The organism is Pacificoceanicola algae (assembly GCF_049341065.1).
Taxonomy (GTDB): domain Bacteria; phylum Pseudomonadota; class Alphaproteobacteria; order Rhodobacterales; family Rhodobacteraceae; genus Pacificoceanicola.
Map to the genome: position 1 here is coordinate 1 of NZ_JBMPIX010000055.1, position 5,976 is coordinate 5,976.

The 5,976-nt window shown below is 61.0% G+C and carries 5 protein-coding genes; 3 read left to right on the forward strand and 2 right to left on the reverse strand.

Annotated features, from left to right (window positions below; all coding sequences use genetic code 11):
* Both ACOYQJ_RS26060 and ACOYQJ_RS26065 read right to left on the reverse strand, forming a co-directional pair.
* Nucleotides 1-551, reverse strand: a 551-nt coding sequence (locus tag ACOYQJ_RS26060) for an RNA-dependent RNA polymerase family protein (RefSeq protein WP_500797231.1), incomplete at its 3' end; no start/stop codon positions are given.
* Between the two features lie 675 nt (nt 552-1,226).
* Nucleotides 1,227-2,777, reverse strand: a complete 1,551-nt coding sequence (locus ACOYQJ_RS26065) for a winged helix-turn-helix domain-containing tetratricopeptide repeat protein (RefSeq protein ID WP_422908793.1) — start codon at nt 2,775-2,777, stop codon at nt 1,227-1,229.
* Between the two features lie 126 nt (nt 2,778-2,903).
* On the opposite strand from ACOYQJ_RS26065, the gene cysK reads away from it, so the two are divergent.
* From cysK to ACOYQJ_RS26080, 3 genes are all read left to right on the forward strand, one after another.
* Complete coding sequence (gene cysK / locus ACOYQJ_RS26070; RefSeq protein WP_422908794.1) at nt 2,904-3,989, forward strand: cysteine synthase A; 1,086 nt, start codon at nt 2,904-2,906, stop codon at nt 3,987-3,989.
* Nucleotides 3,907-4,218, forward strand: coding sequence for a nickel-binding protein (locus tag ACOYQJ_RS26285; protein ID WP_500797232.1), 312 nt, complete (start codon nt 3,907-3,909; stop codon nt 4,216-4,218). Before cysK ends, ACOYQJ_RS26285 begins: the two co-directional genes overlap by 83 nt.
* Before the next feature lie 142 nt (nt 4,219-4,360).
* A complete protein-coding gene (locus ACOYQJ_RS26080; RefSeq protein WP_422908795.1) occupies nt 4,361-5,773 on the forward strand; it encodes a pyridoxal phosphate-dependent decarboxylase family protein in 1,413 nt (470 codons plus the stop codon).
* The last annotated feature ends 203 nt before the right edge of the window (nt 5,774-5,976 follow it).

Consider the following 5,976-nt stretch of genomic DNA (forward strand, 5'->3'; position numbering starts at 1 on the left):
GAACGGTGCGCGTGCCGCCCGCCTCTGCCGAGGGCGGTTTGCTTGGCAAATGCGTCGCAGAGCCACCGGTCAGATACGCCCAGCAAGGCCTTCAGGCGACGCTTCAGGAGTGCGTGGTCAAGGTTGTCGAAGAAGCTGCTGACGTCGAAAGCCAGTATCGTGACAGGGGCATGGGTCTCGGCATACGCAAACACCTCTGCCGAGAAATCGTAGTTGCCGCGTCCGAGGGCACGATAGGCCAGAACGCTGTTGGACAGATCATCGGCGTCATAAAGGGCGTCCAGCAACTTGTTAATCTCACTGGCATAGTAGGAAAGTATGCAGGCGTCCCGATGGGATGCATACTTGATTGGGCGATCTTTCGAGGTGATCGTCCGGGTGCCGGTCTTCGGGCACTTCTTGTAGCGTTTTTCTGATTTGGTGTAGTGCAGGAGAGGGAGGAAAGAGTGCTTGAGCACGAAGCCCGGGTCCATCACCTTGCTGGCGAACTTCTCGCCTACGGGCAGATCGAAATGGCGGTAGCCTCTGGACTTAAACCAATCGAGCGACATTGAACCTCCTTGTCGCAGAGTTCGGAGGACTGGCCCTGACCCGGGGCTCCGGTTTTCAGGCCGGGCGTCCCCCGAACGCACGCCACCTTCTGTCAGCGTATACGTTCAGCGTGTCTTCTCCGAACGCCTCGCAGACACGGGTCTCGAAACGCGAGGTGGTATAATGTAACCGTGGAGGTCCGAGCGATGCTTAGTGTCTCATTCAGTCTGGCTCTGGTCGCGGCGATGCTGTTCGGCATCGTGCTGCCAGGTCACCATAAAGAGGTTGACAAGTTCAACGGCCAAACCCGTGAGCCAATTCCCGCGGGCGAATTTGATTTAGTAAGCGGATTCCCGCTATTCAAGGCCGCGAGGTCCATTTTCTGAAAACTTGGACAGCATCCGTTAGCTGGGCCTTCTCCGGCCCTTACGTGGACGAAGCATGAATGACTGCTCTGGGCCGGTCGCTACGTTCCGCCAGGAAGGGCGGACAACCGACCTTTGCTGCAAGCGTGCGGTAAAAGCTTGCAGAGGCAAGAGCGGTCATTGAACGCTGTGCGCTCATCAGACTTCCGTCGCGCCCGTGAACAACAGGTACGGGACACCTGCCGCAGTCGGCACTTTGGCCAGTGCATGACTCTTCGGTCGTCCGGAGAAAGTTCATCTTCATCAATTCACCGCTATCTCAATTGTCGATCAGAACCCCTGTCGTTTCAGCTCTTCCGCTATCCGGTGTCGCGCCTCTTCGTTGCGGATCGGGAAGGCCGCAAAGTACTGAGCGGCGGAGGCATCCGGTTTGCGCCGACATGCGTCCTGTCGCCAGCGGTGGGCCTGTTGGTAGCGACCGTCCAGCCCGTTGGCCACTGCCGCCACCATCGAGATGAGGTAATGTGCGCCGGGCGTGGAGGCTGCACGGTCGCCGAGCCGGGCAGCCGCCCGCGTATCTCCGACCTGAATCAGCGCCTGCGCACGGACGCCGTGAATTCCGTAGAGCAGCGGGTCCAGCGGGCTGAGCAGGAGTGCGGCATCGAGCCCCGCGTTCACTGTGTTGATGTCGCCGGTCATCAGGGCCGTGAAGGCGCTCGCGTAGAAGCCTTGAGCGTAATTTGGATTGAGCTCGATCGCACGATCGAACCAACCCTTGGCGATCTCGGGCTGTTCGGTAAGCCAATAGGATCGGCCCATGGTGTAATGGGTGAACGGGTCCATCGGATCCAGTTCTATACCACGCTCGGCATGGCGTCTTGCCGCGGTGGCCGCCTCCTGGTCATTCGGTCCGAGATGCAGAAATGCGTCGATGAATCGAGTGAACGACAAGCCGGCATGTGCGCGGGCAAATCGTGGGTCGAGGTCGATCGCGCGCTCGAAATGTCCCTTTGCGACCTGATTTGCGTCGGGCGTGAACCGGTAAAGCTGGGTTAGCCCGAGGTGAAAGGTCTTCCAGGCATCCAGCCGGTCTGAGCCGGTTTGCGATGCAAGTCGAACCTCGTTCTGCGGCACGTGCATGTCGAGCGCCGTCACCACGTGAGCGACGACCCGCTGCCGCAAGTCCTCGATCCCGTCCATCGGGGCGGTCAGCCGGTCGCCCCAAATCACCTCGCCGCGGCTGGCATCGGCCAGCTCGATGACCACGGAGACCGTGCCGGCCAGACTTTCTATCACACCTGTCATGACATAGCCTGCCCCCAGCGCCGTACCGACCAGGTCGAGGCTGCCATGTCCTTCGCGAAACCGGAACGACGATCCGCGTGCGATTACCGCCAACCAGCGCAGGCGCGAAAGCCCCTGTATTATCTCATGCGGAATAGCTTCCGCCAGAATCGAGACTTCGGGCGACGCGCCGAGCGGCCGGAAGGGCAGTACCGCAACCGATGGGCGGGACATATCGGCGCCGGTTTCACTTTCCGAAGACAGGGTGTGGACAGGCTGGGCTAAGCTGGTTTCCTTGACCTCGGCCACGAACCGGAAGCCCTTGCCGTGGATCGTGCGGATGACGGCCTGCGCGCCGCCATCATCGCCGAGCGCCTGTCGCGCCGACCGGATTCGGCTGGCGATGCTGGCGTCTGACGCGACGCGGCCTGGCCAAACGGCTCTGGCAATCTCCTCCTTGCTGACCATTCGGCCGCGATTTCGTAGGAGATGGATGATCAGTGCCAAGACCTGAGGTTCGGCATGCACAACGTCACCCTTGTGGGTGAGTTCGAACAGGTCCGGGTCGAGCCGGTGATCACCGAAAAGCCAAGCCATGGCACAGCATAACCCAGTTTTCCGCGTTTCTTCATGAAATCTTCAGATCTGCATCAAGCGTTTCCGGAGCAAACAGGTTCAAGATGGAGAAATTGGAATCGAATGACGGAACAAGGGGAGATTGCCATGACCGAACAAAACATCCGCAGGACGCAGGGGAGGGGACACCTGTTTGGGTCCGTTCTCGACACTGTCGGCGATACGCCCGTGATCCGTATCAACAACCTCGCACCAGAGGGTGTCCGGGTTTATGTCAAGGCCGAGTTCTTCAATCCGGGGGCATCGATCAAGGACCGACTGGCGCTGAACATCATCGAGGCGGCAGAGCGCGACGGCACGTTGAAACCGGGCCAGACCGTTGTCGAGGCAACCAGCGGCAATACCGGGATCGGGTTGGCGATGGTCTGTGCACAGAAGGGCTATCCCCTCGTCGTGACCATGGCCGACAGTTTTTCGGTCGAGCGGCGGCGGCTGATGCGGATGCTGGGCGCAAAGGTGGTGCTGACGCCGCGCGCCGAGAAAGGTACCGGCATGTACCGCAAGGCCGCCGAACTGGCCGAGAAACACGGATGGTTCCTGGCCCGCCAGTTCGAGACCGACGCCAACGCCGACATCCACGAGGCGACCACGGCGCGAGAAATCATAAATGATTTCAAGGACGACAGGCTGGATTATGTCGTAACCGGCTTTGGTACAGGTGGCACGGTCGCAGGGTTGGCGCGTGTTCTGCGCAAGGAACGTCCAGAGACCAAGATCATCCTGAGTGAACCGGCAAACGCCGCGATGATCGCCAGCGGCGTCGCTCAGGAACGCGGCGCTGACGGCTCGCCCTCGGCCAGTCACCCAGCCTTCGAGCCGCATCCGATCCAGGGCTGGACACCCGACTTCATTCCGCTCGTTCTCCAGGAAGCGTTGGACAAAAACGGCTATGACGAGCTGATCCCGGTGACCGGGGCGGACGGCATCGCCTGGGCCAAGAAGCTCGCAACGCAAGAAGGCATCCTGACCGGAATCTCCGGCGGGTCCAGTTTCGCCATTGCCATGCAGATGGCGGAACGGGCGGAAAAGGGCGCGGTGATCCTCGCCATGCTGCCCGACACAGGAGAGCGCTATCTGTCGACCCCGCTCTTTGCGGACATCCCCGAGGACATGGACGACGACGAACGCGCCCTGTCTGACTCGACACCCGGCTACCGGATGGCGGCCGAGTAGACAGTCCAGGACCTCGGCCCGCATCGACAACGTGGATATGCCGGACAAGGTTCGCTGGATCCGCTCCTACGTGATCAAGGCGCGCGACGGTCTGCTCGGGACAGCATGCATCTGCGAGGCGGTCGACGAGGACGCCTTGCGGGAACATGCGCGCTGCGTCGGCATGCCGGGCGATGACATCCTGCCCATTGGCGCAACCGTGGTCGTGCGGCCCGACCCTGATGAATGACGTCACACCTGGACCCGCAAGGTAAGGCGGGTCCACTTTACAAGGGAACGGATTGCAAATCATGGCTCACGATATTCAAATCGACACGGAAGACAGCCTTGATCCTGCCGACTGGGAGGACATGCGCAGGTTGGCGCATGTCATGGTGGACGATGCCATCACGCGCCTGCAAGGCCTGCGCGATGAGCCGGTCTGGCAACCGATGCCGGATGCGATGAAGGCGGAGTTTCATGGCCCGCCGCCCGCAGACCCCGCGCCGCTGGAAGCGGTCTATGCCGACGTGAAAAACAAGCTCTACCCCCATGCGATGGGCAACATCCATCCGCGGTTCTGGGCCTGGTATATGGGGGCAGGCTGCCTGACTGGCGCTCTCGCGGATTTCCTCGCTGCCATCGACGGCTCCAATCTCGGCGGGGGCGATACCGGCGCCAATCAGGTGGACCATCAGGTCACGGACTGGCTGCGTCAGATGATGGGCTTTCCCAAGGGCGCGAGCGGCACGCTGGTCAACGGTGGATCGATGGCAAACATCGTGGGGCTGATGGCGGCGCGAAACGCGATGGCCGGCGTGGATCTGCATACTCAAAGTGTCGCCGATATTGGCGCGCCGCTGCGGTTTTATGCTTCGGACCAGGTGCATTCCTGTCATATGAAGGCGATGAACCTATTGGGCGTGGGGGGCACCGCGCTGATGCGAATTGCGACAGACGACGCGTTTCGCATGGACCTTGATGCGCTGCGCGCCGCAATTCAGGCCGACCGCAGCCAAGGAGCGCGTCCCGCCTGCGTGATCGCCACGGCCGGCACAACCAACACAGGCTCGATTGACCCTTTGCCCGAGATAGCGGACCTGTGCCGCGACGAGGGTCTCTGGCTGCATGTGGATGGCTGTATCGGGGCTATGTTCTCGATCGCACCATCGAACCGGCATCTGGTTGCGGGGATCGAAAAGGCGGACTCGCTTGCCATCGATCTTCACAAAGGGCTCCAAGCGCCTTTCGACGTCGGATGCGCTTTGCTGCGCGACCGCAAGGCGCACCGCGCAACCTTTGCTGAAAGCGCCGAGTACCTGCAGGTGGCGACCCGTGGTCTGGCAGCGGCCGAGTTCCTGCACGACTACAACCTGGAAACGACGCGTGGTTTCCGCGGGCTCAAGGTCTGGATGATGCTGCGCCATCACGGGGTGGAGACTTTCGGACGCATCCTCGACCGCAACATTGCGCAGGCCCTTCAGCTGGCGGCGCTGATCGATGCCGCGCCGGAGCTGGAGCGTATGGCGCCGGCTGCGACCACCGTCGTCTGTTTCCGCCACGCTCCCGGTGGCTTGGACGAAGCCGAGTTACGCGCCCACAACACCGAAATCATGCTGCGTATTCAGGAAAGCGGTATCGCGGTCATTACCGACACCACTATCCGCGGCCGGCACTGCTTGCGCGTCGCAATATGTAACCACCGCACAAAGGACGAAGATGTTGACCTCTTGGTGCAAGAAGTGCTGAGGATCGGTTCTAAAATGACGCCGGCCGGTGCTTTGAATGATGCACGAAGCAATTGAACCAATGCATCGCTTCAAACCAGTTGCTGCGCCTTTGATCAAAGTCCGGTCTGAGGAAGTCGCACGGGTGCATCAAAGCATGGAATGAATGGCGGGTATGGGCCGACTGCGACGTCTCGGCAGGGAGGGCGTATTTTGTTGAAAAACTCGCCCTTGATCGAAGGGGCGTCGGCTGATTCAATTCCTGCGTTGGATGGGAGGAT

Excerpts from the sequence above, each read along its gene's own strand:
- ACOYQJ_RS26065 (WP_422908793.1), bottom strand. The coding sequence starts at position 2,777 with ATGGCTTGGCTTTTCGGTGATCACCGGCTCGACCCGGACCTGTTCGAA.
- cysK (WP_422908794.1), top strand. The coding sequence starts at position 2,904 with ATGACCGAACAAAACATCCGCAGGACGCAGGGGAGGGGACACCTGTTT.
- ACOYQJ_RS26080 (WP_422908795.1), top strand. The coding sequence starts at position 4,361 with ATGGTGGACGATGCCATCACGCGCCTGCAAGGCCTGCGCGATGAGCCG.